At 72.8% G+C, this 25,690-nt stretch carries 23 protein-coding genes; 18 read left to right on the forward strand and 5 right to left on the reverse strand.

The window, feature by feature from the left end; genetic code table 11:
• Nucleotides 1-8: 8 nt before the first annotated feature.
• On the reverse strand, nucleotides 9-1,640 hold the full coding sequence (locus AC5L3C_RS29990; RefSeq protein WP_125507672.1) for a PucR family transcriptional regulator: 1,632 nt from the start codon (nucleotides 1,638-1,640) through the stop codon (nucleotides 9-11).
• An 83-nt stretch (nucleotides 1,641-1,723) separates the two neighbouring features.
• On the opposite strand from AC5L3C_RS29990, the gene AC5L3C_RS29995 reads away from it, so the two are divergent.
• Nucleotides 1,724-2,680 (forward strand): LLM class F420-dependent oxidoreductase, encoded by a 957-nt coding sequence (locus tag AC5L3C_RS29995; RefSeq protein WP_125507674.1) that lies wholly within the window; start codon nucleotides 1,724-1,726, stop codon nucleotides 2,678-2,680.
• 19 nt (nucleotides 2,681-2,699) lie between these two features.
• Here the strand turns inward: AC5L3C_RS29995 and AC5L3C_RS30000 are convergent, their stop codons facing one another.
• Nucleotides 2,700-4,502, reverse strand: a complete 1,803-nt coding sequence (locus AC5L3C_RS30000; RefSeq protein WP_493654082.1) for a glycoside hydrolase family 15 protein — start codon at nucleotides 4,500-4,502, stop codon at nucleotides 2,700-2,702.
• 461 nt (nucleotides 4,503-4,963) lie between these two features.
• Here AC5L3C_RS30000 and pyrG point away from each other — a divergent pair, with 461 nt between their 5' ends.
• The 12 genes from pyrG to AC5L3C_RS30060 all read left to right on the forward strand — a co-directional run bounded on the left by pyrG (nucleotide 4,964) and on the right by AC5L3C_RS30060 (nucleotide 19,085).
• On the forward strand, nucleotides 4,964-6,631 hold the full coding sequence (pyrG, locus tag AC5L3C_RS30005; protein WP_125510451.1) for a CTP synthase: 1,668 nt from the start codon (nucleotides 4,964-4,966) through the stop codon (nucleotides 6,629-6,631).
• Between the two features lie 111 nt (nucleotides 6,632-6,742).
• Nucleotides 6,743-7,369: an NUDIX domain-containing protein gene (locus AC5L3C_RS30010; protein ID WP_493652094.1), complete on the forward strand. Its 627-nt coding sequence runs from the start codon at nucleotides 6,743-6,745 to the stop codon at nucleotides 7,367-7,369.
• 222 nt (nucleotides 7,370-7,591) lie between these two features.
• Nucleotides 7,592-9,781: a tetratricopeptide repeat protein gene (locus AC5L3C_RS30015; RefSeq protein WP_493652095.1), complete on the forward strand. Its 2,190-nt coding sequence runs from the start codon at nucleotides 7,592-7,594 to the stop codon at nucleotides 9,779-9,781.
• A gap of 136 nt (nucleotides 9,782-9,917) precedes the next feature.
• On the forward strand, nucleotides 9,918-11,042 hold the full coding sequence (gene ald / locus AC5L3C_RS30020; RefSeq protein WP_493652097.1) for an alanine dehydrogenase: 1,125 nt from the start codon (nucleotides 9,918-9,920) through the stop codon (nucleotides 11,040-11,042).
• Between the two features lie 412 nt (nucleotides 11,043-11,454).
• Complete coding sequence (locus AC5L3C_RS30025; protein WP_125507684.1) at nucleotides 11,455-12,591, forward strand: ParA family protein; 1,137 nt, start codon at nucleotides 11,455-11,457, stop codon at nucleotides 12,589-12,591.
• Complete coding sequence (locus AC5L3C_RS30030; RefSeq protein ID WP_125507686.1) at nucleotides 12,576-13,127, forward strand: hypothetical protein; 552 nt, start codon at nucleotides 12,576-12,578, stop codon at nucleotides 13,125-13,127. Before AC5L3C_RS30025 ends, AC5L3C_RS30030 begins: the two co-directional genes overlap by 16 nt.
• 708 nt (nucleotides 13,128-13,835) lie before the next feature.
• Nucleotides 13,836-14,813 carry a segregation and condensation protein A gene (locus AC5L3C_RS30035; protein WP_493652098.1) on the forward strand — a complete coding sequence of 326 codons (978 nt, stop codon included), beginning with the start codon at nucleotides 13,836-13,838 and terminating at the stop codon, nucleotides 14,811-14,813.
• The gene (scpB, locus tag AC5L3C_RS30040; RefSeq protein WP_493652099.1) at nucleotides 14,810-15,475 is read left to right on the forward strand and encodes an SMC-Scp complex subunit ScpB; all 666 of its coding nucleotides are present in this window, start codon (nucleotides 14,810-14,812) and stop codon (nucleotides 15,473-15,475) included. Before AC5L3C_RS30035 ends, scpB begins: the two co-directional genes overlap by 4 nt.
• Nucleotides 15,475-16,512 carry a pseudouridine synthase gene (locus AC5L3C_RS30045; protein WP_493652101.1) on the forward strand — a complete coding sequence of 346 codons (1,038 nt, stop codon included), beginning with the start codon at nucleotides 15,475-15,477 and terminating at the stop codon, nucleotides 16,510-16,512. The genes scpB and AC5L3C_RS30045 overlap by 1 nt, the downstream gene beginning before the upstream one ends.
• 78 nt (nucleotides 16,513-16,590) lie before the next feature.
• Nucleotides 16,591-17,310, forward strand: coding sequence for an NUDIX hydrolase (locus AC5L3C_RS30050; RefSeq protein WP_493654084.1), 720 nt, complete (start codon nucleotides 16,591-16,593; stop codon nucleotides 17,308-17,310).
• A complete protein-coding gene (locus AC5L3C_RS30055; RefSeq protein ID WP_493652102.1) occupies nucleotides 17,307-18,329 on the forward strand; it encodes an ADP-ribosylglycohydrolase family protein in 1,023 nt (340 codons plus the stop codon). The genes AC5L3C_RS30050 and AC5L3C_RS30055 overlap by 4 nt, the downstream gene beginning before the upstream one ends.
• Before the next feature lie 3 nt (nucleotides 18,330-18,332).
• On the forward strand, nucleotides 18,333-19,085 hold the full coding sequence (locus tag AC5L3C_RS30060; protein ID WP_493652104.1) for a nucleotidyltransferase domain-containing protein: 753 nt from the start codon (nucleotides 18,333-18,335) through the stop codon (nucleotides 19,083-19,085).
• Here AC5L3C_RS30060 and AC5L3C_RS30065 read toward each other — a convergent pair.
• Nucleotides 19,011-19,754 carry a nucleotidyltransferase domain-containing protein gene (locus AC5L3C_RS30065; RefSeq protein ID WP_493652105.1) on the reverse strand — a complete coding sequence of 248 codons (744 nt, stop codon included), beginning with the start codon at nucleotides 19,752-19,754 and terminating at the stop codon, nucleotides 19,011-19,013. The two genes, AC5L3C_RS30060 and AC5L3C_RS30065, sit on opposite strands and share 75 nt — an antisense overlap.
• A 22-nt stretch (nucleotides 19,755-19,776) precedes the next feature.
• Nucleotides 19,777-20,202, reverse strand: coding sequence for a Rieske (2Fe-2S) protein (locus tag AC5L3C_RS30070; RefSeq protein ID WP_493652107.1), 426 nt, complete (start codon nucleotides 20,200-20,202; stop codon nucleotides 19,777-19,779).
• A gap of 218 nt (nucleotides 20,203-20,420) precedes the next feature.
• Here AC5L3C_RS30070 and aroH point away from each other — a divergent pair, with 218 nt between their 5' ends.
• From aroH to der, 5 genes are all read left to right on the forward strand, one after another.
• Nucleotides 20,421-20,783 (forward strand): chorismate mutase, encoded by a 363-nt coding sequence (aroH, locus tag AC5L3C_RS30075; protein WP_493652108.1) that lies wholly within the window; start codon nucleotides 20,421-20,423, stop codon nucleotides 20,781-20,783.
• Nucleotides 20,780-21,865: a prephenate dehydrogenase gene (locus AC5L3C_RS30080; RefSeq protein ID WP_493652110.1), complete on the forward strand. Its 1,086-nt coding sequence runs from the start codon at nucleotides 20,780-20,782 to the stop codon at nucleotides 21,863-21,865. Before aroH ends, AC5L3C_RS30080 begins: the two co-directional genes overlap by 4 nt.
• Nucleotides 21,866-22,256: 391 nt before the next feature.
• Complete coding sequence (gene cmk, locus AC5L3C_RS30085) at nucleotides 22,257-22,943, forward strand: (d)CMP kinase (RefSeq protein WP_125507706.1); 687 nt, start codon at nucleotides 22,257-22,259, stop codon at nucleotides 22,941-22,943.
• Nucleotides 22,940-23,587, forward strand: coding sequence for a lysophospholipid acyltransferase family protein (locus tag AC5L3C_RS30090; RefSeq protein WP_493652113.1), 648 nt, complete (start codon nucleotides 22,940-22,942; stop codon nucleotides 23,585-23,587). The genes cmk and AC5L3C_RS30090 overlap by 4 nt, the downstream gene beginning before the upstream one ends.
• 75 nt (nucleotides 23,588-23,662) lie before the next feature.
• Nucleotides 23,663-25,153, forward strand: coding sequence for a ribosome biogenesis GTPase Der (gene der / locus AC5L3C_RS30095; protein WP_493652115.1), 1,491 nt, complete (start codon nucleotides 23,663-23,665; stop codon nucleotides 25,151-25,153).
• A gap of 69 nt (nucleotides 25,154-25,222) precedes the next feature.
• Here the strand turns inward: der and AC5L3C_RS30100 are convergent, their stop codons facing one another.
• The gene (locus AC5L3C_RS30100) at nucleotides 25,223-25,672 is read right to left on the reverse strand and encodes a hypothetical protein (protein ID WP_493652117.1); all 450 of its coding nucleotides are present in this window, start codon (nucleotides 25,670-25,672) and stop codon (nucleotides 25,223-25,225) included.
• Nucleotides 25,673-25,690 lie beyond the last annotated feature (18 nt).

Raw genomic sequence — 25,690 nt, forward strand, 5'->3', positions numbered from 1 at the left:
TCGCGCGCTCAGGGCACGTGCCGCCGGGCCCGCAGGGCCAGGCTCAACGCCAGGACGGTCTGCGGGTCGTCGAGGTCGGTGCCCAGCAACTCCCCGATGCGGGCGAGCCGGTTGTAGAGCGTCTGCCGGTTCAGATGCAGCTCGCGGGCCGTCTCCGCCTTGCGTCCCGCGTGCGCCAGATAGGTCTCCAGAGTGGGCAGCAGCGGCGGCCGGGAACGCCGGTCGTGCTCGAGCACCGGCCCGATCGCACGGTCCACGAACGCCGCCAGGTCCGGGTGGCCGCGCAGCCGCCACAGCAGCAGGTCGATGTCCAGCCGGCGGGCGTCGTACCAGGGACGGTCGGGCAGCCCCTGCGCCGCGGTGGCCGTCTCCGCCGCGTGCCGCAGCCCCGCGGACGCCGCCGCCCAGCCGCCGCAGGGCCCGGCCACCACCACGGGCGGCCCGCCGCCCGGCCGCAGCATGCCCGCGCGCTCCACCCCGGCCCGCAGCGCGGCCGCCACCCGGTCAGCGACCGCCGGCCGGTCCGCCTCCGCGCGCAGCCCCAGCAGCAGCACCACCCGCCCCTCGACCGGCCGCACACCGAGCAGCACGGGCACCCCGAGCGAGGCCAGCTCCTCGCCCACCGCGCGGGCCAGCACCGCCCAGCCGCCCCCCTGCGGGGACAGCGCGTCGCCGAGCCGCATCACCACCGGAAGCAGCGGCCCGGCCCCCGGCCTGAACCCCAGCACCCGAGCCTGCGCGGGCGCGTCGTCCGCGCCGACCCGGCCCTCGGCGAGGTCGGTGAGGAAGTCCCCGCGGCCGCGCGCCGCCAGCTCCTCCTCCTGACGCGCCTGCATCAGCACCACCGCGAGGATCCCCGCGGCCCGCTCGGCCGCCATCCGGTGCACCGGCTCCGGCGCGCTGCGCACCGGCAGCAGCACCAGACGCGCCCGTACGCCGCCGCTGCCGGGGCCGCCGCCGGGCACGTCCACCAGGGCCGAACCGGCCGGCGGGTCGTCCCGGTGCCGGTCGCGCAGCCCTTCCCACACCTGGAGCGGGTCGGCGCCCTCGGGCCCCTCGCCGGCCGCGTACAGCAGCTGTCCTTCGGTCGTCTCCAGGAACACCGGGTTGCCGGTGAACCCGGCGAGGATCTCCAGGACCTGGGGGACCCCGCCACCGCCCAGCAGCGCCTCGGTGCAGCGGCGGTGCACCTCCTCCGCGCGCTGAAGCAGCGCGTAATGGCCGTTGACGATCTCGGTGTGGATCTCCTCGGTGACCGTCACGAACGGCACCTCGCGGTGCAGCTGGACCAGCGGCAGACCCGCCGTCCGGGCCGCGTCGACGAGCGCGGCAGGCAGCCGCGTGAAGCGCGGGCCCAGCTCCACCACGAGCGCCGCGATGCCCCGCTCGGCCAGCGTCCGCACGAACACCCGCTGCTCCGCCGGGCGGGTGCCCAGCCCGTACCCGGTGGTCAGCAGCAGTTCGCCGCCCTTGAGCAGCGAGGCGATGTTCGGCACCTCGCCCGCGTGCACCCAGCGCACGGTGCGCCCCAGCCGGTCGGCGCCCGCCACGACCTCCGGCAGCCCGCTGCGCAGCCCCGGCAGCTCCAGCGCCCGCCGGACGGTGATCGAGGCACCCCGGCTCCCGTATCCGCTGTCCATACCGGGACGCTACCTGCGCGGATGCCCCCGGTACATCCGAGGTCCGGGGGTTGGCGCCGGGACGGCCGGGTAGGGGCGCCGCCATGAGGATCAGCGTGGTGGCGGCAGCGCGTGAGGACGACAGCCCGCTGGAGGAGCCGTTGCGGGTGGCGGCGGTCGCCGACCGGCTCGGGTACCCGGAGGTGTGGCTCGGCGAGGGGCCGACATGGGACGCCTTCGTGCTGGCGACGGCCGTCGGACGGGCCACCGGGAGAGTCGCCCTCACGGCCGGTCCGCTGGCCGTGTCGGTGCGGGACGCGTACGGCCTCGCCCGGGGAGCGGCCTCCACGGCCGCGGTCACCGGCCGCCCGGTGGGCGTGGCGCTGGGCACGTCCAGCAAGCGGGTCGTCGAGGGCGTGCACGACCGGCCCCGGGTCCGCCCCGCGGCCGTGCTGGAGGAGACGGCCGCCGCGCTGCGGGTGCTGCTGCACGGACGGCCCGGCGAGCCGGTCGTGCCCGGCAGCGGCTTCCGGCGCCGGCACGCGCCGCCCGGAGGGCCGCTCACGGTGGCGGCGTTCGGCGACCGGGCGATCGCCACGGCCGCCGCGCACGCCGACCGGATGCTCCTCGACGTGGTCTCCCCGGAACAGGTCCGGGCGCTGCGCGCGAAGCTGCTCGCCGCGGCCGAGCGGGCCGGCCGCACCCCGCCGCGGCTGGCCGCCTGGCTGCCGGCCGCCGTGGACCCGGACCCGGCCTCGCTCACCCAGGTCCTGCGCAGCCTCGTCGGCTACCTCACCGTGCCCGGCTACCGGGAGATGTTCGCCGCGGCGGGTTTCACGCGGGCGGTCGACCTGGCCCGCACCGGCGCCGGCCCCGGGGACCTGCTGCGCGTCCTGCCCGCCGAGGCGGCGGCCACGGTCGGCCTGGTCGGCTCCGCCGAGGCCGTACGGGCCCGGATCGACGCCTACGCCGCAGCCGGGCTCGACGAGATCGCGCTGGTGCCGGCGACGGCCGGTGACCCGGCGGGCGAGCGGACCCTCACGGCCCTCGCGCCCGCCTGACCCGGCCCGCCGGGGCGGCTCAGCCCCCGTACGCCCCCGAGGCCGTCAGGCGCAGGGCCGTGTCGATGAGCGGCACGTGGCTGAAGGCCTGGGGGAAGTTGCCGACCTGGCGCTTCAGGCGCGGATCCCACTCCTCGGCGAGCAGACCGAGGTCGTTGCGCAGGGCCAGGAGCTTCTCGAAGAGCTTGCGCGCCTCGTCGACGCGGCCGATCATCGCCAGGTCGTCGGCCATCCAGAACGAGCAGGCGAGGAACGCGCCCTCGTCGCCCGGCAGGCCGTCGACGCCCTGGTGCTCCCCCTCGGTCGGGTAGCGCAGGATGAAGCCGTCGGAGGTCGACAGCTCGCGCTGGATCGCCTCGATGGTGCCGATCACCCGCTTGTCGTCCGGCGGCAGGAAGCCCATCTGCGGGATCAGCAGCAGCGAGGCGTCCAGCTCTTTGGAGCCGTAGGACTGGGTGAAGGTGTTGCGCTCCTTGTCGTAGCCCTTCTCGCACACGTCCCGGTGGATGTCGTCACGCAGCTGCTTCCACTCGTCCAGCGGGCCGTCGGCGTCGCCGGACTCGATGAGCTTGATGGTGCGGTCGACGGCGACCCAGGCCATCACCTTGGAGTGCACGAAGTGGCGCCGCGGGCCGCGCACCTCCCAGATGCCCTCGTCCGGCTCCTGCCAGTGCTTCTCCAGGTAGCGGATCAGCTTCAGCTGGAGCAGCGAGGCGTAGTCGTTGCGGGCCAGACCCGTCATGTGGGCCAGGTGCAGGGCCTCGGTGACCTCGCCGTAGACGTCGAGCTGCAACTGGTGCGCCGCGCCGTTGCCCACCCGGACCGGGGCGGAGTTCTCATAGCCGGGCAGCCAGTCCAGCTCCGCCTCGCCGAGCTCGCGCTCACCGGCGATGCCGTACATGATCTGCAGGTTCTCCGGGTCGCCCGCCACCGCGCGCAGCAGCCACTCGCGCCAGGCGCGGGCCTCCTCGCGGTAGCCGGTGCGCAGCAGCGAGGACAGGGTGATCGCGGCGTCCCGCAGCCAGGTGTAGCGGTAGTCCCAGTTGCGGACCCCGCCGATGTCCTCGGGCAGGGAGGTGGTGGGCGCGGCGACGATGCCGCCGGTCGGCGCGTAGGTGAGGGCCTTCAGCGTGATCAGGGAGCGGATCACGGCCTCGCGGTAGGGGCCGTGGTACGTACAGTGCTCCACCCACTCGCGCCAGAACTCCTCCGTGGCCTCCAGCGACTGCTCCGGCTCCGGCAGTCCCGGGGGCCGCTTGTGGGACGGCTCCCAGGACACGGTGAACGCGATCCGCTCGCCCTGCGCGACGGTGAAGTCGGAGTACGTCGTCAGCGCCTCGCCGTAGGTCTGGGCGGTGGTGTCGAACCACACGGAGTCCGGGCCGGCGACGGCGACCGTGCGCCCCTCGTGCCGGTGCACCCACGGCACGATCCGGCCGTAGGAGAACCGCATCCGCAGCGCCGAGCGCATGGGCACGCGGCCGGAGAGTCCCTCCACGATGCGGATCAGCTGCGGGGCGCCGTCGCGCGGGGGCATGAAATCCGTCACCCGGACCGTGCCGCGGGGGGTGTCCCACTCCGACTCCAGGATCAGCGAGTCGCCGCGGTAGGCGCGCCGGGTGGCGGCCGGCGGTTCGGCGTCGGCGGCGTGCGCCGGGCCCAGCCGCCAGAAGCCGTGTTCCTCAGTGCCCAACAGGCCGGCGAAGATGGCGTGCGAGTCGAAGCGGGGCAGGCACAACCAGTCCACGGTGCCGTCCCGGCAGACCAGCGCAGCGGTCTGCATGTCTCCGATGAGTGCGTAGTCTTCGATGCGCCCGGCCACGTGCATCTCCAGTCGAACGGCCACGTCACCCCTCAAGGGGGTTGTCGCTGGTGCGGTCAAGGGTTATTGCAATACGTCGTTGAGCTGTGAAGCAAAGCAGTCGCTCAGCCGTGAATGCAAAGCGCCAATTGTTGCTCAACGAACTGACGAGCTCACGTTGTTCCGGAACTTACGGGCGGGGGTGGTGCCGTTCGGCCGGCCGGGCTCGGCAGCGAGTGTCCGAGCAGGATACGACGCACGTAGATGATCTGTGTGCCGCTCGCGACAACGCGACTCCGCCGAACGAGTGGCCAAGGGGTGAAGGTCCGGTGTGCCGTGCATCCTTCGTGCCGGCGCGTGCACGGAGCGTGGCCGTGAGCCATCGCCGCGCGGCGCTGATACGCTGGTAGCCCGTGGACCGGTGGGCGAGAAACCCCGGAACCGCACCCACAGACCGCGACCACGGGAGCCCCCCTTTGGCCATGCCGCCCGCTGCTTTTCGAAACAGCACAGCTTCGACGACCAAGCACATCTTCGTCACCGGGGGTGTCGCCTCCTCGCTCGGCAAGGGTCTGACCGCCTCCAGCCTCGGCATGCTGCTCAAGGCCCGCGGCCTGCGCGTGGTGATGCAGAAGCTGGACCCGTATCTCAACGTCGACCCGGGCACGATGAACCCCTTCCAGCACGGTGAGGTGTTCGTCACCAACGACGGCGCGGAGACCGACCTGGACATCGGGCACTACGAGCGCTTCCTCGACCGCGACCTGGACGGCTCGGCCAACGTCACCACTGGCCAGATCTACTCCACGGTCATCGCCAAGGAGCGGCGCGGCGAGTACCTGGGCGACACCGTGCAGGTCATCCCGCACATCACCAACGAGATCAAGCACCGGATCCGCCGGATGGCGACCGACGAGGTCGACGTGGTGATCACCGAGGTCGGCGGCACGGTCGGCGACATCGAGTCGCTGCCGTTCCTGGAGACCGTCCGGCAGGTGCGGCACGAGGTCGGCCGGGACAACGTGTTCGTGGTCCATATCTCTCTCCTGCCCTACATCGGCCCCTCGGGTGAGCTGAAGACGAAGCCGACCCAGCACTCGGTTGCGGCGCTGCGCAACATCGGTATCCAGCCGGACGCGATCGTGCTCCGCTGCGACCGCGAGGTGCCCACCGCCATCAAGCGGAAGATCTCGCTGATGTGCGACGTCGACGAGGCCGCCGTGGTCGCCTGCCCCGACGCCCGCTCCATCTACGACATTCCCAAGACCGTGCACGGCGAGGGCCTGGACGCCTACGTGGTCCGCAAGCTGGACCTGCCCTTCCGCGACGTGGACTGGACGACCTGGGACGACCTGCTCGACCGGGTCCACAACCCCGACCACGAGATCACCCTCGCCCTGGTCGGCAAGTACATCGACCTGCCCGACGCCTATCTCTCGGTCACCGAGGCGCTGCGCGCCGGCGGATTCGCCAACCGGGCCCGGGTGAAGATCAAGTGGGTCACCTCGGACGACTGCAAGACCCCGGCCGGCGCCCAGGCGCAGCTCGCCGATGTCGACGGCATCTGCATCCCCGGCGGCTTCGGCGACCGCGGGGTGCTCGGCAAGGTCGGCGCGATCAAGTACGCGCGCGAGAACCGGATCCCGCTGCTGGGCCTCTGCCTGGGTCTGCAGTGCATCGTGATCGAGGCCGCGCGCGGCCTGGCGGACATCTCCGACGCCAACTCCACCGAGTTCGACCCGGCCACCTCCCACCCGGTCATCTCCACCATGGCCGAGCAGCTGGACATCGTCGCCGGCGAGGGCGACATGGGCGGCACCATGCGGCTCGGCATGTATCCGGCCAAGCTGGCCGAGGGATCGATCGTGCGCGAGGTGTACGACGGCAAGGAGTACGTCGAGGAGCGCCACCGGCACCGCTACGAGGTGAACAACGCCTACCGCGCGGAGCTGGAGAAGAAGGCGGGCATCGTCTTCTCCGGCACCTCCCCGGACGGCAAGCTCGTGGAGTACGTCGAGTACCCGCGCGACGTCCACCCGTACCTGGTCGCGACCCAGGCGCACCCGGAGCTGCGCTCGCGGCCGACCCGTCCGCACCCGCTCTTCGCGGGCCTGGTGAAGGCCGCGGTCGAGCGGAAGATCTCGAAGTAACACGCCCAGTTGTACGGTTGCCGGGGTGCGAACCCTCAAAGGGGTGCGCACCCCGGCCCCATTTTTTACCCGGGGCCGGCGCACGACCCCTGTACGTCGGGAAGGACAGGCATGACGATCAAGGACACCCCGGAAGAGTGGGAGATCCGCGCCAGCGCGACCCCGTTCACGGGCAACAAGACCTCCGTCCGCACGGACGACGTCGTCATGCCGGACGGCACCGTGGTCCGCCGCGACTACCAGGTCCACCCCGGGTCCGTGGCCGTCCTCGCCCTCGACGACGCCGACCGGGTCGTGGTGCTGCGCCAGTACCGGCACCCGGTGCGCCAGAAGCTGTGGGAGATCCCGGCCGGCCTGCTCGACGTCGTCGGTGAGAACCCGCTGCACGCCGCCCAGCGGGAGCTGTACGAGGAGGCGCACGTCAAGGCGGAGGACTGGCGGGTGCTGACCGACGTCTACACCACGCCCGGCGGCTGCGACGAGGCCGTACGGATCTTCCTCGCGCGGGGGCTGTCGGAGGCCGAGGGCGACCGGTTCGCGGTCGAGGACGAGGAGGCGGACATGGAGCTGGCGCGGGTCCCCGTCGCGGAGCTGGTGCGCGGGGTGCTGGCCGGCGAGCTGCACAACAACTGCCTGGTGGTGGGCGTCCTCTCGCTCGCCGCCGCACGGGCCGGGGACGGCCTGGACGCGCTGCGCCCCGCGCAGGCACCGTGGCCGGCGCGGCCCTTCGAGGCCTGACGCCGGCGGCGGCGCCGCTGCCGCGCGCCGTCCACCGTCCCGCGCCCCTTCACCGGCACCGTGCAGCCGTTGGTCTGACGATCTGTTGATCCGATCGGGCGAGTCTCGTTCCCCGCGCCGCGCTCCTCACGGAACGTCGCAGAGAGTGAACTAGGCTTCGAAAAACGCCCGATCCGGAAGACCCGGCGGGCCTGCGCGTGCGGTGGGACGGGAGTGTGGCCCGTGACGGATCAGGCGGTGGACCCGGACGGAGTGCGGCCCCCTCGGGAGGCTGCCCCGGAAGGTCGATTCCTGGGCCGTACCAGGGAGTTGAAGGAGCTGCGCGCCGACATCGAGCGCGCGGGACTGGACACCCTCTCCGGCCGCAAGGCCCCCCGCGCGCGCGTGCTGCTCATCGCGGGCCGGCCCGGCTCGGGCCGAACAGCCCTCGCCGAGGAACTCGTACGCCAGGTCGCCGACCGCTACCCCGACGGGGTGCTGCGCACGCGCCTGAGCGAACCCGACGGCACCCGCGTGCCCGTAGGGCGTGCCGCGCGCGGACTGCTCGACGCGCTGGCGGAGCCCGCCCCGGCCGGAGCCCCCGAGGACGACCTCACCGAGGCGCTGCGCACCGCCCTGGCCGACCGCCGGGCGCTGCTCCTGCTCGACGACGCGGCCGACGCCGAACAGGTCGACGCCCTGCTCCCGGACAACCCCGACTGCCTGGCCGTCACCGTCTCCTCGGGGCCCCTCACCGGCATCGCCGACGTCCGCCCCTGCACCCTCGGCGGCCTCGACACCAAGTCCGGGGTGGAGCTGCTGTCCCGGTTCACCGGATCGGTGCGCATCACCGTCGACCCGCGGGCCGCCGAACGGCTCGCCGAGCAGTGCCAGGGCCAGCCGGCCGCCCTGGTGCTGGCCGGCGGCTGGCTCGCCGCCCGGCCCAAGGCCGCCGTCGCCGACCTCGCCAAGCAGCTGCACACGGAGACCGGCAATGGCTCCGTCGTCGACCGGGCCGCCCGGCTGGTGCACGACGCGCTGCCCTCGACCGCCGCCCGGATGCTGCGCCTGCTGAGCCTCGCCCCGGCAGGCCTGACCGACCCGCACACCGCCGCCGCGCTCGCCGGGTGCTCCGTGGAGGCCGCCCGCACCACCCTGGACGACTTCGCCGCCCAGGGCCTGCTGCACTCGGTGGGCACCGCCGTGCCGCAGTACCGCGTGCCCTGCTGCCTGCACCCCTCGCTGCACGACCTCGCCCGGACCCACGAGCGGCCCGGCGAACTCCAGCTGGCCCGCGCCCGCATGCTGGAGCGGACGGTACGGCTGCTCCAGTCGTGCAGGGCGATCACCGAGACGGACAACCCCCAGGCCCACGAGAAGCTCCTCGGCATGCCGCGCGCCCTGCGCTTCCCCAGCCCCCGGGCCGCCGCCGACTGGCTCCGCCTGCGCCGGCCCGCCCTGCTGGCCGCGGCCCGGCTCGCGGTCGCCGACGGGGAGCTGGACACCCTGGCCAGGCGGCTGATGTCCCAGCTGGTGCGCGCCCTGGTCGCCCACTTCGGCACCCGGGCCGCCGCGAGTGACCTGTACGACATCCACGGACTGGTCCTCGACGTCGCCGAACGCCGGGAGCTGCCCCGGGAGCGGGCCGCGGCCCTGCTCAACCTCGGCGACCTCGACGCCCACACCGGCCGCACGGCGGACGCCCTGCAGCGCTACCGGGCCGCGCTGGACGCCGGACGCGAGGCGAACGACCCGTACGCGACCGGCCGCGCGATGGAATCCGTAGGCGGCGCCCATCTCGAGCTCGGGGACTACGACCGGGCCGCGGACTGGTTCGGCCGGGCCCTGACCGAGCGGCTCGCCCGTGGCGAGCGCCCCGAGGCCGCCCGGCTCTACGGACGGATCGGCGCCGCCCACACCTACGCGGGCCGCTACGGCGAGGCGCTGCGCAACTGGCGCGCGGCCGTCGCCGGACACCGCAGATGCGGGGACGTCGCGGCACAGGCGCGGGCCCTGAGCGAACTGGCCCGGGTGCAGGAGTACGCGGGCCGGCCGGACGAGTCGCTGCGCACCTGCAGGGAGGCCGTGGAGTGGGCGCGACGGGCCGAGGACGCCCGTCTGCAGGCCGCGCTGCACCTGCGGCTCGCCGACCTCTTCGACCACCTCGGCGACCCCGCGTCGGCCACGCTGCACCGGGGCGCGGCCGGGCGGATGCTCGCCGGGGAGGCCCCGGAGGACGGCTTCGAAGACGTCCCCGGGAACGGCCCCGGGAACGGCCCCGGGAACGGCCCCGGGAACGGCCCCGGGAACGGCCCCGGGAACGGCCCCGAGAACGGCCCCGAGAACGGCCCCGAGAACGGCCCCGAGGACGACTTCCAGGCGGAACACGGTGATAACGCCTGCGAAATCCGTAGCGCATCCGCGGAAGATTGATGCAAAGGAAGGCTAGACAGCGAGAACGCCTTCATTAGACTGGCTCTGCCGCACCATCTCCTGCGGTCTCTCCCGGTGTGCACGCGTGTGCCCGGGTATGTGTAGTGATACCCCCATACCCTCTGAGCCAAGGACCGTGATCGACGTGAAGGTCGGCATCCCCCGCGAGGTCAAGAACAACGAGTTCCGGGTGGCCATCACCCCCGCCGGCGTGCACGAGCTGGTGCGCCACGGCCATCAGGTCGTCATCGAGCGCGGCGCGGGGGTCGGCTCCTCCATCCCGGACGGCGAGTACATCGCCGCGGGCGGGCAGATCCTGGACACCGCCGACGAGGTCTGGGCCGCCGCCGACCTGCTGCTCAAGGTCAAGGAGCCGATCGCGGAGGAGTATCACCGACTGCGCAAGGACCAGATCCTCTTCACCTACCTGCACCTGGCGGCGTCCAAGGAGTGCACGGACGCCCTGCTGGAGTCCGGCACCACCGCGATCGCCTACGAGACCGTCGAACTGCCCAGCCGCGCGCTGCCGCTGCTCGCCCCCATGTCCGAGGTCGCGGGCCGGCTGTCCACCCAGGTCGGCGCCTACCACCTGATGCGCGCCCACGGCGGCCGCGGTGTCCTGCCCGGCGGTGTCCCGGGCGTGCTGGCCGGCCGGGCCGTCGTCATCGGCGGCGGCGTGTCCGGGTGGAACGCCGCGCAGATCGCCATCGGCATGGGCTTCCACGTGACCCTGCTCGACAAGGACATCAACAAGCTCAAGGAGGCCGACAAGGTCTTCGGCACGAAGATCCAGACCGTCGTCTCCAACGCCTTCGAGCTGGAGAAGGCCTGCCTGGAGGCAGACCTCGTGATCGGCGCGGTGCTCGTGCCCGGCGCCAAGGCCCCCAAGCTCGTCACCAACAAGCTGGTCTCGCGGATGAAGGCCGGAAGTGTCCTTGTCGACATCGCGATCGACCAGGGCGGCTGCTTCGAGGACTCCCACCCGACCACGCACGCCGAACCGACCTTCAAGGTCCACGAGTCGGTCTTCTACTGCGTCGCCAACATGCCCGGCGCGGTGCCCAACACCTCCACCTACGCGCTGACCAACGCCACGCTGCCGTACATCGTGGAACTCGCCGACCGGGGCTGGGTGGACGCGCTGCGCCGCGACCCCGCGCTCGCCAAGGGCCTCAACACGCATGACGGCAAGGTGGTTTACAAGGAGGTCGCCGAGGCGCACGGCATGGAGCACGTCGAGCTCGCCACGCTGCTCGGCTGATCCGCCCGGACGGTAAGTCGACCAAGTCACCGACCGGCAAAGGCGACACGTCAACATGCGTCGTCAACACCGCGTACCCGGCCGGACCTTGCCCGACAAGGTCCGGCCGGATGTGTGTATGGTCACTCCTTGATTCCCGGACAACTCCCCTCGAACGTAGCCCTTCCGTCGATTCGCACACCCGTGAAACCTGCCGTGCGACGGCCGTACGCCCTTGACAGAGGGATGTTTCATTGCCGACACATCGGGCCGGGTCCGGCGGATTGTGTTGCTGCGGACGGCCGACACGCCATAGAGTCGCCAAACGTCGGCATGGTGCCACGCTGACCTGTCTAGAAGTTTCCTGGTCACCAAGGAGGTAAGACGACTTGTGAATGAGTCGACATTTACTCCCGGGGGTGGTCAACCAGGAATGCCTGCGCCGGGCCAGGGGTCCGCGGGATTCGCTGCTGTCGGCTCCGTCGCTGTGCGCACCTTCGCAGCCCACCAGAGTCACCGGACTCCTGGGGTGACTCACCCAGCACACCAGAGCATGGATGGCCATCACGTGAACGCCATGGCCGGCGACGGAAGTGGCGCGCCCCACAACCATTTCGCCGACTACGACGAACTGCCCGAGGGGCACTTCTACGATCCCGACGCCGAGTACGAGCCGGATCCCGAGTACGCGGCCACGCTCGCGCCCGACGCGGCACGCCAGCGCCGTGAGCGCATCGGCCCGACCGGACGCCCGCTGCCGTACTTCCCGATCCCGGGCCCGCTGACCGACCACGGTCCCGCGAAGATCATCGCGATGTGCAACCAGAAGGGCGGCGTCGGCAAGACCACGTCGACCATCAACCTGGGTGCCGCGCTCGCGGAGTACGGACGCCGGGTGCTGCTCGTCGACTTCGACCCGCAGGGCGCGCTGTCGGTCGGCCTCGGCGTCAACCCGATGGAACTCGACCTCACCGTCTACAACCTGCTCATGGAGCGGGGCATGGCGGCCGACGAGGTGCTGCTGAAGACCGCGGTCCCCAACATGGACCTGCTGCCCAGCAACATCGACCTGTCGGCGGCCGAGGTGCAGCTCGTGAGCGAGGTCGCGCGCGAGTCCACGCTGCAGCGGGCGCTGAAGCCGCTGATGGACGACTACGACTACATCGTGATCGACTGCCAGCCCTCGCTCGGTCTGCTCACGGTCAACGCGCTGACCGCCGCGCACAAGGTGATCGTGCCGCTGGAGTGCGAGTTCTTCGCGCTGCGCGGTGTGGCGCTGCTGACCGAGACCATCGAGAAGGTCCAGGAGCGCCTCAACCCCGACCTGGAGCTCGACGGCATCCTCGCCACCATGTACGACTCGCGCACGGTGCACAGCCGTGAGGTGCTCGCGCGGGTGGTCGAGGCGTTCGACGACCACGTCTACCACACGGTCATCGGGCGCACGGTCCGCTTCCCGGAGACCACGGTCGCCGGTGAGCCGATCACCACGTACGCGTCCAACTCCGTCGGTGCCGCCGCCTACCGCCAGCTCGCCAGGGAGGTGCTCGCCCGGTGTCACGCCGAGTGAGTCTGCCGGGGGCCGACGAACTCTTCCGTACGACAGGGGGGATGGCGCTCCAGGCGTCCACTCCCCGGCGCGCCAACGGCGACGCCCGGGTTCCCGCTCCGGCGGGGGAGGGCGACGCGGCCGCGGCCGCCCAGGAGGACGCGCCGCAGTCGGTGCCCGCGCAGGGCGGCGACGGCGAGGGCGCGGAGCATGTCGCGGCGGACGCGGAGCCGGCCGACGCCGGCGAGTCCCGCAGCCGGGGCGTGGCGGGCTCCGGGCGGCGTCCGGCGGCGCAGGAGGGCGCGGCACCGCGCAAGCGGGGACGAGCGGCGGCACGGCGGCCCAGCGGCCGGGAGCGGCATGACGAGAAGATCACCGTGTACGTCTCCGCCGAGGAGCTGATGGACCTCGAGCACGCGCGTCTGGTCCTGCGCGGCGAGCACGGCCTCGCCGTCGACCGCGGCCGGATCGTCCGCGAGGCGGTCGCCGTGGTCCTCGCCGACCTGGAGAGCCGGGGGGACGCCAGCATCCTCGTACGACGCCTCCGTGGACGGTAGCGGTAGCCTGCGGAGGCCATGACCTCGAACGACGCACCCGCCCCCACGCCCGGCGACCGGCCGTCCCGCCGCCGCCCCCTGGGCCGGGGCCCGGGCGCGACGCCGACGTCCCCCGCGCTCGACCCCGAGCCGCCTCGGCCCCCGGAAACCCCGGCGCCCGAAGACGCGGACGCCCCGGACGTGGCCGAGGAACCTTTCACGCCCCCGCCACCCGCAGCCACGGGCCCCGGTGCACCGGACGCGACGTCCGTGGATGCGGCGGGCGCGGCCGGAGAAACCTCCGCGTCCTTGCCGCCGGCCCGAGCTACGGGTCTCGGTGGCCCGGCTGCGGTGTCGGCGGAGACGGCGGGCGTGGTCGGGGAGACCTCCGCGGCGCGGACGGCTGGAACAACCGGTGCCGGGCCGCCGGGTGCGGCCTTCGGGACCGCGGCCGGAGCCACGGGTCCGGGTGGCCCGGCTGCGGTGTCCGTGGATGCGGCGGGCGTGGCCGGGGGGACCCCCGCGTCTTCGCAGGCGGCCGGGACCGTCGGTGCCGGGCCGCCGGGTGCGGCCTTCGGGACCGCGGCCGGAGCCACGGGTCCGGGTGGCCCGGCTGCGGTGTCCGTGGATGCGGCGGGCGTGGCCGGGGGGACCCCCGCGTCTTCGCAGGCGGCCGGGACCGTCGGTGCCGGGCCGCCGGGTGCGGCCTTCGGGACCGCGGCCGGAGCCATGGGCACCGGTCGGCCTGCCGGGGTTCCCGCGGGGGCGCCGGGGGCGGAGCCCACGGTCCCTTCCCGCACGTCGCCGCCGGGGGAGGGCGTGGCGGTCGCCCTGGCAGGGGAGGCGCCGGGTGGCGGAGGCGTTGTCGCGGTTGCCTCGGAGGAGGGCGAGGACGGCGACGGGCGGTTCAAGGTTCGGCTGGCGAACTTCGAGGGGCCGTTCGACCTGCTGCTTCAGTTGATCGCCAAGCACAAGCTGGATGTCACCGAGGTCGCCCTGTCCAAGGTGACCGACGAGTTCATGGCGTACATCCGGGCCATGGGGCCGGACTGGGACCTGGACGAGACGACCGAGTTCCTCGTCGTGGCCGCCACGCTGCTCGACCTCAAGGCCGCCCGGCTGCTGCCCGCCGCCGAGGTGGAGGACGAGGCCGACCTCGCCCTCCTCGAGGCCCGCGACCTGCTCTTCGCACGGCTGCTTCAGTACCGCGCGTACAAGCAGATCGCCGACATCTTCAGCCGGCGGCTCGACGACGAGGCCCGGCGCTACCCCCGTACCGTCGGACTCGAACCGCACCACGCCGAGCTGCTGCCCGAGGTCGTCATCAGCATCGGCGCCGAGGGCTTCGCGCGTCTCGCCGTCAAGGCGATGCAGCCGAAGCCCAAGCCGCAGGTCTACGTCGACCACATCCACGCACCGCTGGTCAGCGTGCAGGAACAGGCCGGGATCGTCATCGCGCGGCTCAAGGAGCTCGGTGAGGCCGGCTTCCGGGAGCTCGTCGCGGACACGGACGACACCCTGACCGTCGTGGCACGGTTCCTCGCCCTCCTGGAGCTGTACCGCGAGAAGGCCGTCGCCCTCGACCAGGAGACCGCGCTCGGCGAACTGACCGTGCGCTGGACCGGAGGGCACGGCGAGACCGCACCGACGGTGACCGACGAGTTCGACCGGCCCCCCGAGCGGCCCCAGGAGGAGAGGAAGCCGTGAGCGAGGAGACCACCGAGACCCCCGCCGGGCTGCGCACGGTCGCGGACCTCGACCTCCGGCCCGCCCTCGAGGCGGTCCTGATGGTCGTGGACGAGCCGGCGACCGAGGAGCACCTGGCCAAGATCCTGGAGCGCCCCGAGCGCCAGGTCGCCGACGCCCTGCGCGCGCTCGCCGACGAGTACACCGTGCAGGGCCGCGGCTTCGAGCTGCGCCTGGTCGCGGGCGGCTGGCGCTTCTACACCCGCCCCGAGTACGCCGCCGCCGTCGAGCGCTTCGTCCTCGACGGCCAGCAGGCCCGGCTCACCCAGGCCGCCCTGGAGACCCTCGCGGTCGTCGCCTACCGGCAGCCGGTCAGCCGCAGCCGCGTGTCCGCCGTCCGCGGGGTCAACTGCGACGGTGTGATGCGCACCCTGCTGCAGCGCGGTCTGATCGAGGAGGCGGGCACGGAACCCGAAACAGGTGCGATCCTGTACACGACGACGAACTACTTCCTGGAGCGGATGGGCCTGCGCGGCCTGGACGAGCTCCCGGAACTCGCGCCCTTCCTCCCGGAGGCGGAGGCGATCGAGGCCGAGACACAGGAAGGCGTGCCGTCGTTCGATCCGGACGCCCCGGACCCGGACGACGGTCCCCCGACGAACACGACGACGACGGAATTCTGATGCGAAGCAGCGGCAGCGGAAAGAGCGGCGGACGCGGTAACCACCGTGGCGCCGGCAACAACAGGGACCAGAAGCAGGGGCAGGGCCGCCCCCGCAAGCCCCGCCCCGAGGAGCGCCGCTACGACGTCGGTCCCGGGGGTACCAAGGACGGCCCGAAGTCCGGGCGCGGCGGCGCCAAGCCGTCGTCCCGGAAGGGCGGCCGCACCGCTCCCGGGCGTTCGCGCGAGTACGAGACGCGGATGGAGGAGCGCAACCGCGACCGGTACGCGGGCAGGAAGGACGTGAAGCTCCCCACGACCTTCCCCGGCGCCGAGCAGGAGGGCGAGCGGCTGCAGAAGGTGCTCGCGCGCGCGGGCTACGGCTCCCGGCGCGCCTGCGAGGAGCTGATCGAGCAGGCCAGGGTGGAGGTCAACGGCGAGATCGTCCTGGAGCAGGGCAGGCGGGTCGACCCGGAGAAGGACGAGGTCAAGGTCGACGGCCTGACCGTCGCCACGCAGTCGTACCAGTTCTTCTCGCTGAACAAGCCCGCCGGTGTGGTGTCGACCATGGAGGACCCGGAGGGACGCCAGTGCCTCGGTGACTACGTCACCAACCGCGAGACCCGGCTCTTCCACGTCGGCCGGCTCGACACCGAGACCGAGGGCGTCATCCTGCTCACCAACCACGGCGAGCTCGCGCACCGGCTGACCCACCCTCGGTACGGCGTGAAGAAGACCTACCTCGCGCACATCGTCGGCCCCATCCCGCGCGACCTGGGCAAGCGGCTCAAGGACGGCATCCAGCTGGAGGACGGATACGCGCGTGCGGACCACTTCCGGGTCGTCGAGCAGACCGGCAAGAACTACCTCGTCGAGGTGACCCTGCACGAGGGCCGCAAGCACATCGTGCGCCGCATGCTCGCGGAGGCCGGGTTCCCGGTCGACAAGCTGGTCCGCACCGCCTTCGGCCCGATCACCCTGGGCGATCAGAAGTCGGGCTGGCTGCGGCGGCTGTCCAACACCGAGGTCGGGATGCTGATGCAGGAGGTCGACCTCTAGCCGGTCACAGAGGCTTGTGCTTCGGCACCCCACCCCCTTTAATAGTCACACCGACTATTAAAGGGGGTGGGGATCGTCATGGACGGCTACGACAAGCACGCCTTCGAGCCCTTCGCCGTCACCGTCGACCTCGCCGTGTTCACCCTCCGCGCGGGCGCCCTGCACGTGCTGCTCGTCGAGCGCGGCGAGGAGCCGTACGCCGGACGGTGGGCGCTGCCCGGAGGTTTCGTCCGGCCGGACGAGTCCGCGGAACGCGCCGCGCGGCGCGAACTGGGCGAGGAGACCGGGCTGACGGACGTCTCCGGTCCGCACCTGGAACAGCTGCGGACCTACAGCGAACCCGGCCGCGACCCCCGCATGCGGGTCGTCTCCGTCGCCTTTGCCGCCCTCCTGCCCGACGCCCCCGAGGCACGCGCCGGCAGCGACGCCGCGCGGGCCCGCTGGACGCCGTACGACTCCGCGCGGGGGCTCGCCTTCGACCACGACCGGATCCTGGCCGACGCGCGGGAACGCGTCGGCGGGAAGCTCGAGTACACCTGCCTCGCCACGGCCTTCTGCCCGCCCGAGTTCACCCTCGGGGAACTGCAACAGGTCTACGAGACCGTCTGGGGCACGACCCTGGACCGGCCCAACTTCCGCCGCAAGGTGCTCGCCACCCCGGGCTTCGTCGAAGCCGTCCCCGGCGCCGCCCGCCTCACCGGCGGCCGCGGCAAGCCCGCCGCGCTCTACCGCGCGGGCCCCGCCACCGCCCTTCACCCGCCTCTGCTCCGGCCGACCCCGGAAGGACGCCCCGCATGACCACGACCACCGTCACCAAGCGCGCCGCGACCGGCGCGCTGACCGGCCTCGCCCTCGGGGACGCGCTGGGCTTCCCCACCGAGTTCAACGACGTCCCCTCGATCCTCGCCAAGGCCGGCCCCTGGCGGGAGATGGACCTGCCCAGGCCGGCGATCGTCACGGACGACACCCAGATGACCCTCGCGCTCGGACGGGGCCTGCGCACGGCGATGGACCGCGGTCCGCTCACCCCGAAGCGGCTGGAGCGGCCGGTGCGCGAGGAGTTCGTGGAGTGGTACCGCTCGCCCGAGAACAACCGGGCGCCCGGCAACACCTGCCTCAAGGCCTGTCACCTGCTGGCCCGCGAGGAGCGGCGCTGGCAGGACGCGAGTCAGGTCCACTCCAAGGGCTGCGGCGCCAACATGCGCGTCGCGCCCATCGGACTGGCCCCCGGTCTGACCGACGAACAGCGCGCGGGCTCCGCCCAGTTGCAGTCGGCCCTCACCCACGGCCACCCCACCGCGCTGGCCGCCTCCGACCTCACCGCCCACGCAGTACGGCTGCTCGCCGAGGGCGCCGAGCCGACCGGCCTGGTCGGACTGCTGCGCTCCTACGCCTACGACAACCGCACCCGGTACCACGAGTCCTGGCTCGGCGACCTGTGGACCCGCGCCGGGGACGCCTCCCCGGAGCAGTTCATCGCGCGCGGCTGGGACGAGTGCCTGGAGATCCTCGGACGCCTTCAGGAGGCCGTACGCACCGTCTCCCCGGAGACCGACCCCTGCCTGGCCACCGGCGAGGGCTGGATCGCGGAGGAGGCCCTGGCGACCGGCCTGCTCTGCTTCCTCCTCTTCGTCGACGAACCCCTCACGGCCCTGCGCCGCGCCGCCTGCACCGCCGGCGACTCCGACTCCATCGCCTGCCTCACCGGCGCCTTCGCGGGCGCCCACCTGGGCGCGGACATCTGGCCCGCCGCATGGGCGGACCGCATCGAGTACCGGGGCGAGCTGCGGGAGCTGGGCACGCTCTGGGACGCTTGAGCGATGATCGACGCCCTGGACCTCGACCTGAGCCCGGTGATCGCCGAACAGCCCGACCCGGTGCTCTTCGCCACGGTCTCCGGCGCACACCTGTACGGCTTCCCGTCCCGCGACTCGGACGTGGACCTGCGGGGCGTCCACCTGTTGCCGGCCGCCGGTCTCGTCGGGCTGCGCGAGCCCGACGAGACCTGGTCCAGGATGTGGTTCCGGGACGGCGTCGAGATGGACCTGGTCACCCACGACCTGCGCAAGTTCGTCCGCCTGATGCTGCGGCGCAACGGCTATGTGCTGGAGCAGCTGCTGTCCCCGCTGGTCGTCCACACCACCGACGCCCACCGGGAACTGACCGCGCTCGCCCCCGGCGTCCTCACCAGCCACCACGCCCACCACTACCGCGGGTTCGCGCGGACCCAGTGGCGGCTGTTCGAGAAGACCGGCGAGCTCAAACCGCTGCTCTACACCTTCCGGGTGCTGCTCACCGGCATCCATCTGATGCGCTCGGGTGAGGTGCAGCCCCATCTGCCCACCCTCGCCGGTGAGGTCGACGCCGCCCCGAAGTGCCTGACGGAGCTGATCGCGGCCAAGACCGAGCGCGAGCACGGGGAGGCCGTCGTCGACCGCGCCCGCGTGGCGGCCGACGTGGAGCGCCTGCACGGCGTCCTCGACGAGGCGCAGGCGGCGTCAGCGCTGCCCGACGCCCCCACCGTGTACGACGCCCTGCACGACCTCGTCGTACGGATCCGCCTGGAGGGCTGAGGCGCGGCGGGTGCGGACGAGGAAGTCCTCCACGCGGCGCCGGTCCGGCTCCTCGGGCAGCGGACTGCGCCGGGCGGCCTCGGCGCCCTCCTCCGCCAGCCGGCCCATCCGGGACTCCACCTCCGGCCAGGGCACCTCGCCCCGCTTGACCGCGAGCAGGGACTCACGCTGCTCACCCACATCGATCGTCAGGGTGCCCGTGCGCAGCAGGTCGCGGGCGGTGGTCAGGAGGCGCAGCAGATGCATGGCGTGCTTCCAGCGCGGGGCGCCGTGGGCGCGGACATGGGCCTCCAGCTTGCGGCGCTGGCCGTGGGCGTACCGGGTGAACGTCTCGTGGACCTTGCGGGAGAGGAAGGCCCCGCGCAGGGACAGCAGCTCACGGCCGGTGGCGTCGGCGTGTTCCACCAGCGGGGAGTGCAGGCACTCCAGGATGTTGGGGTTGGCGCGCAGCGCCAGCTCGCAGAAGCGTTCCAGCTCCCAGCTGAACTGTTCCTCGGCCGGGCCCTCGACATGGGTCGGCGGCTTCTCGAAGCGCCAGAACAGGGCCGTGGGCGCGAGGAAGACGCCCCGGCGGTCGGTGTCGCTGCCCTCCGTGGCCAGGCCGAAGGCACGCGAGCCCATGACGCAGGCGTAGATCGTGTGGTCGCGAACCAGGGTTTCGGGGCGCATGCCCGGGAGCGTACGCGGGCTTTCACGCCCGCCGGACGGAATTTCCCTCCACCGTGATCCGCTCCTCGGGCAGTGGCCTGGTCGCCGGGCCCCGCTCCACCGAGCCGTCGGCGATCCGGAACCGGCTGCCGTGACAGGCGCAGTTGATGGTGCCGTCCGCGACATCGGCCACGACACAGTTCTGGTGCGTGCAGATCGCCGAGAAGGCCTTGAAGTCGCCCTCCCCGGGCTGAGTGACCACGATCTTCTCGTCCTCGAGGATCGTGCCCCCGCCCACCGGCACGTCGGCGGTCGCGACCAGCACCTGCCCGGCGGGACCGTCCGGGGCGGCGGTGCCCGACGTGGTGCCGTCCCCGCCACCGTCCCCGCCGTCCGAGCCGCAGCCGGTGGCCAGCGCCGCCGCGCCCGTCGCGAGCAGCACGGTGCGGCGCGTCGTGCGAGGGGTCATGTCGTCACTCCCGGGGTTCGCGGTCTTCGCAGCGTGGCACCGAACGCATCCTGGCACCGAACGCGCCGAATGCGCCGAACATCAAGCAACCTGTCATGAATCACCAGGAAACGTACACTCCGCCCGTCTCAGCGGGCGAGCGCGCGAGGCCCGCCCCGGGCGGTCTGACTACGCTGGACGACCGAAACAGCACACGCACCTCAGCAAGGAGCATCGTCGTGGCGGTACGCGCGGTCCGTGGGGCCGTCCAGCTGGAACGGGACGAGCCCGGGCACATGGCGGAGCAGGTCGGCGCGCTGCTCACCGCCGTTCTGGAGCGCAACGGTCTGCACACCGACGACCTGATCAGCATCTGGTTCACGGCCACCCCCGACCTGCACAGCGACTTCCCGGCGGCCGCCGCCCGCAAGCTCGGCATCGTCGACGTCCCGCTGATCTGCGCCCAGGAACTCGACGTCGAGGGCGCCATGCCCCGCGTCGTGCGGGTGCTCGCGCACCTCGAGTCCGACAAGCCCCGCGCCGACATCGCGCATGTGTACCTGGGAGCCGCGGCCGCCCTGCGCAAGGACATCGCCCAGTGAGAACCGCACTCGTCATCGGCACCGGACTCATCGGCACCTCGGCCGCCCTCGCCCTGTCCCAGCGGGGCGTCGTCGTCCACCTCGCCGACCACGACCCGGAGCAGGCCCGGACGGCCGCCGCGCTCGGCGCCGGCACCGACGAGGCACCCGAGGGACCGGTGGACCTGGCGATCGTCGCCGCCCCTCCCGCCCATGTGGCCGACGTGCTCGCCGACGCGATGCGGCGCGGCGCGGCGCGCGGCTACATCGACGTGGCCAGCGTCAAGGGCGGACCGCGCCGCGACCTCGAGGCACGCGGGCTGGACCTGTCGTCCTACCTCGGCACGCACCCCATGTCCGGCCGTGAGAAGTCCGGACCGCTGGCCGCCGGCGCCGACCTCTTCGAGGGCCGCCCCTGGGTGCTCACTCCCACCCGCGACACCGACACCGAGGTGCTGAACCTCGCCCTGGAGCTGGTCTCGCACTGCCGGGCCGTGCCCGTCGTCATGGACGCCGACGCCCACGACCGGGCCGTGGCCCTCGTCTCCCACATGCCCCACCTGGTGTCCAGCATGGTCGCCGCGCGTCTGGAGCACGCGGAGGAGACCGCCATACGGCTGTGCGGGCAGGGCATCCGGGACGTGACCCGGATCGCCGCGTCCGACCCCGGGATGTGGATCGACATCCTCTCCGCGAACCCCGGACCGGTCGCCGACCTGCTCACGGACGTCGCCGGAGACCTGGAGGAGACCGTGCGGGCCCTGCGCGCGTTGCAGTCCTCCGACGAGGGCAAGCGCCGGGAGGGCAGCACCGGCATCGAAGACGTCCTGCGCCGGGGCAACGCCGGCCAGGTCCGCGTCCCCGGCAAGCACGGGGCCGCGCCGCGGGTCTACGAGGTCGTGGCCGTGCTCATCGACGACCAGCCGGGCCAGCTGGCCCGCATCTTCGCCGACGCCGGACGGGCCGGGGTCAACATCGAGGACGTCCGCATCGAGCACGCCACCGGACAGCAGGCCGGTCTGGTACAGCTCATGGTGGAGCCCAAGGCGGCACCGCTCCTCACCGCGGGCCTGCGCGAACGAGGCTGGTCCATCCGCCAGTGACAGCCTCGCGCCCCGTCCAGGAGCCGGGCACCCGGGGCCCCGGGGCGCGGTGGCCCCGGACCCAGGGGGTCCGTGGCGGGCGGTCAGGGGTTCACGCGGTCTTCGGGGGTCCGGTGGTGAGGGGCTTTGAGGGCTGGGGGCCAGGGGCCCGGGGTGCGGTGGCTCTGGATCCAGGGGGTCCGGCGGTCGGCGGTCGGCGGTCGAGGGCCCATGCCGTCCCCGGGGGACCCGGCGCCCCGGTGTTCCGGCGGTCCGGGCCGCCCGGGCGGTGCCGTCGCCCGGAGGGATGGATCGTCCGCTTGTCGGAAGGGTCCCGGGGGGCCGGTAATCTGGTGCGGGGCGTGTCCGCGCCCCTCCACCCCACTCCACCGCACCAGGAAGGTGTTCCCCCGTGGAAAACGGCGCCGCCCAGCCCGTGATTGTCGCCATCGACGGCCCCTCCGGCACGGGCAAGTCGAGCACCTCGAAGGCCGTGGCGGCGCAGCTCGGCCTGAGCTACCTGGACACCGGCGCCCAGTACCGGGCGATCACCTGGTGGATGGTGAACAACGGCATCGACATGGACGACCCCTCCGCGATCGCCGCCGTCGCCGGCAAGCCGGAGATCCTCTCCGGCACCGACCCCCGCAACCCCACCATCACCGTCGACGGCGTGGACGTGGCCGGTCCGATCCGGGAGCAGGACGTCACCTCCAAGGTGAGCGCGGTCAGCGCGGTGCCCGAGGTGCGCGCCCGGATCACCGAGCTCCAGCGCACCATCGCCTCCGCCGCGGCCAACGGCATCGTCGTCGAGGGCCGTGACATCGGCACCACCGTGCTGCCCGACGCCGATCTGAAGATCTTCCTCACCGCCTCCCCGGAGGCCCGCGCCGCCCGCCGCAGCGGCGAGCTGAAGGGCGCCGACCTGCACACCACCCGCGAGGCCCTGATCAAGCGGGACGCCGCCGACTCCGGCCGCAAGACCTCGCCGCTGGCCAAGGCCGGCGACGCGGTCGAGGTGGACACCACCGACCTGACCCTGCAGCAGGTCATCGAGTGTGTCGTCACGCTCGTCGAGGAGAAGCGGGCGGCGAAGTGACCGACGTCCCATCGGCGCGGGGCGCCGAGGTCGGGCGGCGCATCGGCGTCGGCCTGATGTACGGGCTGTGGAAGCCGCGCGTGCTGGGCGCCTGGCGGGTGCCCGCGAGCGGCCCGGTGATCTTCGCCGTGAACCACTCCCACAACATCGACGGCCCGATGGTCATGGGCGTGGCCCCCCGGCCGACGCACTTCCTGATCAAGAAGGAGGCGTTCGTCGGCCCGCTCGACCCGTTTCTGCTCGGCATCGGCCAGCTGAAGGTGGACCGCTCGACCGCCGACCGGACCGCCATCACCCAGGCGCTGGGCGTCCTGGAGAACGGCGGCGCGCTGGGCATCTTCCCGGAGGGCACCCGGGGCGAGGGCGACTTCGCGGCCCTGCGCGCCGGCCTCGCGTACTTCGCGGTGCGCAGCGGCGCGCCGATCGTCCCGGTCGCGGTGCTGGGAAGTTCCGACCGGCCGGGACGGTTGATAAAGACGCTGCCTCCGCTGCGCTCGCGGGTCGACGTCGTCTTCGGCGACCCCTTCGAGGCGGGTGACGGCAGCGGCAGACGTACGCGCAAGGCGCTGGACGAGGCGACCGAGCGCATCCAGAAGCAGCTCACCGCGCACCTGGAAAACGCCAGGCGCCTCACCGGGCGTTAGGCGAGACTCGAGTAGTGGATCCCGCCCCGCGCGGATTCCACCGATCACCACGATGAACGACGAGGTACGGACTTCATGAACGACCACATCCAGCCCGACGGCTCGGACGCGTACGAGGGTGCGCACGAGCACGACCACGGGGCGCTGGGCGATGCCGAGTTCGCGGAGTTCATGGAGCTCGCCGCGGAGGAGGGCTTCGACCTCGAGGACGTCGAGGGCGCCATCGAGGCCGCGGGCCACGGCCCGCTGCCGGTGCTCGCCGTCGTCGGCCGGCCCAATGTCGGCAAGTCGACCCTGGTGAACCGCATCATCGGCCGCCGCGAGGCCGTCGTCGAGGACAAGCCCGGCGTCACCCGCGACCGCGTCACCTACGAGGCCGAGTGGGCGGGCCGCCGCTTCAAGGTCGTCGACACCGGTGGCTGGGAGCAGGACGTCCTCGGTATCGACGCCTCCGTGGCCGCCCAGGCGGAGTACGCCATCGAGGCCGCCGACGCGGTCGTCTTCGTCGTGGACGCCAAGGTCGGCGCCACCGACACCGACGAGGCCGTCGTGCGGCTGCTGCGCAAGGCCGGCAAGCCGGTCGTGCTCTGCGCCAACAAGGTGGACGGTCCGAGCGGCGAGGCCGACGCGGCCTACCTGTGGTCGCTGGGCCTCGGCGAGCCGCACCCGGTCTCCGCCCTGCACGGCCGCGGCACCGGCGACATGCTGGACCGCGTCCTGGAGGCCCTCCCGGAGGCGCCGGCGCAGACCTTCGGCACCGCGCTCGGCGGCCCCCGCCGCGTCGCCCTGATCGGCCGCCCCAACGTCGGCAAGTCCTCGCTGCTGAACAAGGTCGCGGGGGAGGAGCGGGTCGTCGTCAACGAAATCGCCGGCACCACCCGCGACCCGGTCGACGAGATCATCGAACTGGGCGGGAAAACCTGGAAGTTCGTCGACACGGCGGGCATCCGCAAGCGCGTCCACCTCCAGCAGGGCGCCGACTACTACGCCTCGCTGCGCACCGCCGCCGCCGTCGAGAAGGCCGAGGTGGCCGTCGTCCTCATCGACGGCTCGGAGTCCATCTCCGTGCAGGACCAGCGCATCGTCACCATGGCCGTCGAGGCGGGCCGCGCGCTCGTCCTCGCGTACAACAAGTGGGACACCCTCGACGAGGAGCGCCGCTACTACCTGGAGCGGGAGATCGAGACCGAGCTCGGGCAGGTCGCCTGGGCGCCGCGGGTGAACGTCTCGGCGCGCACCGGCCGGCACATGGAGAAGCTCGTCCCGGCCATCGAGACGGCCCTGGCGGGCTGGGAGACCCGGGTCCCGACGGGCAGGCTCAACGCCTTCCTCGGTGAGCTGGTCGCCGCCCACCCGCACCCCGTGCGGGGCGGCAAGCAGCCCAGGATCCTGTTCGGCACCCAGGCGGGCACCAAGCCGCCGCGGTTCGTCCTGTTCGCCTCCGGCTTCATCGAGGCGGGCTACCGGCGCTTCATCGAGCGCCGCCTGCGCGAGGAGTTCGGCTTCGAGGGGACGCCGATCCACATCTCCGTGCGGGTGCGGGAGAAGCGCGGCAGGAAGAAGTAACGCACCACGGACAGGACGGACACGACGGAGGGGCGGTCCCGGGTGGGACCGCCCCTCCGTCGTGCCCGGTCAGGCGCCTCTGCGCGGGGCCGGGGGCAGTCCGGCCGGCACGTGGTGCATCCCCGAGGCGGTCCGGCCCACCGTGCCGACCCGCTGCCACTGCGGCGGCCGGGCCTCGCCGTGCCGGGTGTCGCCGTGCCGGGTGTCGCCGTGCCGGGCCTCGCCCGCCTCCGCGCCGTAGGAGCCGTACGCGCCGCTCGCCAGGGAGGCGCCGAACGATCCGGGGCTGTGGCCGCCGTAGGAGCCCGTACTGTGCGGGATGTTCCCGAAGGCGGTGAAGCCCAGTTCCTCCTCGCCGCTGCGGTCGCCCGGCAGCGAACGGAAGGACTTGACGTACTCGGTGTAGAGGGCGTCGTAGATCGGCGTGGCCGAGAGGCCGCTCCGGGAGTCCTGCGCCGGGCGCACGGGGGCGGGGACCGAGGCGAGGGACTGGCGGCGGGGAACGTCATATGCGTGCACGTATGTCCAAACGACCCC

It is taken from the genome of Streptomyces speibonae, assembly GCF_984686075.1.